This is a genomic window from Emticicia sp. (assembly GCF_049241225.1).
Lineage (GTDB): Bacteria > Bacteroidota > Bacteroidia > Cytophagales > Spirosomataceae > Emticicia.
The window spans coordinates 17,136-19,190 of record NZ_JBMLRC010000256.1 but is presented as its reverse complement, the minus strand read 5'-3'; the positions used below and the strand labels follow the sequence as shown (position 1 = coordinate 19,190).

Here is a 2,055-nt window from a genome sequence, read left to right as displayed (position 1 = left end):
TGGCTATCGAACGATACAAATGTTGCTTTGGTTTCGGCTACGGGTTCTACTCGCATGGGCAAAGCTGTTGGTCAGGCAGTTGCGGCTCGTTTTGGTAAAAGTTTGTTAGAGTTGGGCGGAAATAATGCCATTATTGTTACACAAAACGCTGATTTAGAGGTAGTTATTCCTGCGGTAGTTTTTGGAGCAGTCGGCACGGCTGGACAACGTTGCACTACTACTCGTCGCTTATTCTTGCACGAAAGTATGTACGAAGAAGTGAAAAATCGTTTAGTTAAAATCTATGCTCAACTCCGCATCGGAGACCCACTCGATGTCAATAACCACGTTGGGCCACTGATTGATGTCGATGCCGTAAATAACTATAAAACTGCCATCGCCAACATTCAAAACGAAGGAGGAAAAGTACTTTATGGAAACGAAGTTTTGTCAGGAACTGGCTATGAATCAGGTTGTTATGTAAAACCAACGATTGTGGAAGTAGAAAACCAAAGCCCAACGGTTTGCCACGAAACATTTGCACCGATTCTTTACATCAAGAAGTTTTCAACGCTTGATGAAGCCATCGAACTACAAAATGCCGTTCCGCAAGGACTTTCTTCTTCAATCTTTACACTCAATATGCGTGAAGCAGAGCAGTTTTTATCTTATGCTGGTTCAGATTGCGGAATTGCCAATGTAAATATCGGAACATCGGGAGCAGAAATTGGTGGAGCTTTCGGTGGAGAAAAAGAAACAGGCGGAGGACGTGAAAGTGGCTCAGATGCCTGGAGAAACTACATGCGTCGCCAAACAAATACTATCAATTACAGTACACAACTACCTCTCGCTCAAGGAATTAAGTTTGATTTGTAGCCCCCCAGCCCGCGATGGGGGTGCTTTTTAATCATTCAAAAGATAGCCTCTTAATTCCCCCATCGGGGGTTAGGGGGCTATATATCCAACCTCGTTTCGTTCTTAATCTCGCTCATCACAAAAGTGCTGTGAGTACTTCCGATGTTTTCGAGTGAAGCCAATTTGTTCATCAAAAAACTTTGATATTCACGCATATCTTCTACCACTACTTTTATCATAAAATCATATTCGCCCGAAATATTGTGGCATTCAATTACCTCATCTAACTTCACAATTTCCTGCACAAATTTCTTGCCTGCTTCTTGGGCGTGTTCTTTCAGACGGATATTGCAAAAAACCATCAAGTCTTTGCCCACTTTCTCACGGTCAATTAGGGCAACATATTTCTTTATCACTCCCTCATTTTCGAGTCTTCGCACACGCTCATACACGGGCGTAGGCGAAAGATTTAATCGAGAGGCCAGTTCTTTAGTGGTCAGGTGTGCATTTTCTTGAAGCGACTTCAAAATTTCACGGTCAGTACTATCTAATTTTTGCATAGATAAAATGTCGTTTTTATCAAATATTTATGTCAAAATTAAAAATAAAAACCGTATCAAACAATCAAGTTTTAGATAATTTATCTATTTTTTGTAAATTATTTAAAAAATCAATCTTTAAATCGTACTTTTGTAAGATAAATTTTGTTGTTTGACAGCACAGCAATTTTCTAAATTGCAAAATTATTATCACCAAAAAATAAGGTTAAGAAGTGGCTAACATCCGAGAAATACTAAAAGATAGAATCCTTGTGCTTGATGGTGCAATGGGTTCGTTGATTCAAGAGTACAAATTATCTGATGCAGATTATCGTGGCGAGCGTTTCAAAGATTTTCCGCATGAAGTGAAAGGTAATAACGATATGCTTTCTATCACGAAGCCAGAAGTTATTAAAGAAATTCATGCTAAATACTTTGAAGCTGGGGCTGATATTGCCGAAACTAACACTTTTTCGGGAACATCAATCGCCATGGCCGACTACCACATGGAAGATTATGTGTATGAATTGAATTATCAATCTGCTAAAATTGCTCGTGAAGTAGCTGATGAATTTACGGCTAAAAATCCTGACAAACCTCGTTTTGTTGCGGGTTCAATCGGGCCAACGAATCGAACGCTTTCGTTATCGCCCGATGTAAATGACCCAGGTTTTCGTGCCAT

At 39.9% G+C, this 2,055-nt stretch carries 3 protein-coding genes; 2 read left to right on the top strand and 1 reads right to left on the bottom strand.

The features are described from left to right. A partial coding sequence (locus ACOVO2_RS13935; RefSeq protein ID WP_421770565.1) for an aldehyde dehydrogenase family protein occupies nucleotides 1–855 on the top strand: 855 nt, incomplete at its 5' end. Nucleotides 856–932: 77 nt separating this feature from the next. Here ACOVO2_RS13935 and ACOVO2_RS13930 read toward each other — a convergent pair. Continuing rightward, nucleotides 933–1,394, bottom strand: a complete 462-nt coding sequence (locus ACOVO2_RS13930) for an Lrp/AsnC family transcriptional regulator (protein ID WP_188766371.1) — start codon at nucleotides 1,392–1,394, stop codon at nucleotides 933–935. Nucleotides 1,395–1,660: 266 nt separating this feature from the next. On the opposite strand from ACOVO2_RS13930, the gene ACOVO2_RS13925 reads away from it, so the two are divergent. Next, the coding region (locus ACOVO2_RS13925) for a homocysteine S-methyltransferase family protein (RefSeq protein WP_421770573.1) at nucleotides 1,661–2,055 on the top strand (395 nt) is incomplete at its 3' end.

Excerpts from the sequence above, each read along its gene's own strand:
- ACOVO2_RS13930 (WP_188766371.1), bottom strand. The coding sequence starts at position 1,394 with ATGCAAAAATTAGATAGTACTGACCGTGAAATTTTGAAGTCGCTTCAA.